This is a genomic window from Pseudomonas sp. BJa5 (genome assembly GCF_030272875.2).
Classification (GTDB): Bacteria; Pseudomonadota; Gammaproteobacteria; order Pseudomonadales; family Pseudomonadaceae; genus Aquipseudomonas.
Map to the genome: position 1 here is coordinate 1 of NZ_JALRNG020000171.1, position 258 is coordinate 258.

Annotated in this window: 1 protein-coding gene; it reads left to right on the forward strand. The window is 68.6% G+C overall.

Going from position 1 to position 258, the window contains the following annotated elements; all coding sequences use genetic code 11:
* On the forward strand, positions 1-258 hold a 258-nt coding region (locus tag M2D63_RS25890), incomplete at both ends, for a M14 family zinc carboxypeptidase (RefSeq protein WP_285865901.1).

A 258-nucleotide genomic window follows, 5' to 3' on the forward strand; every position in this document is an offset into this window, starting at 1 on the left:
CACCCGGACCATCCCCTGGTGCAGCGGCTGCGCGCGGCAACCACGCTGCATATCCTGCCCATCCTCAATCCCGATGGCGCCGCGCGCTTCCAGCGCCGCAACGTGCAGGGCATCGACATCAACCGCGATGCGCGCATGTTGGCGACACCGGAAGCGCGCACGCTGAAGGCGCTGTACGACCAGGTGAAGCCGGTGTACGGCTTCAACCTCCACGACCAACGCGTGGGCTACCGCGCCGGCGACTCCGACCGCGGCACT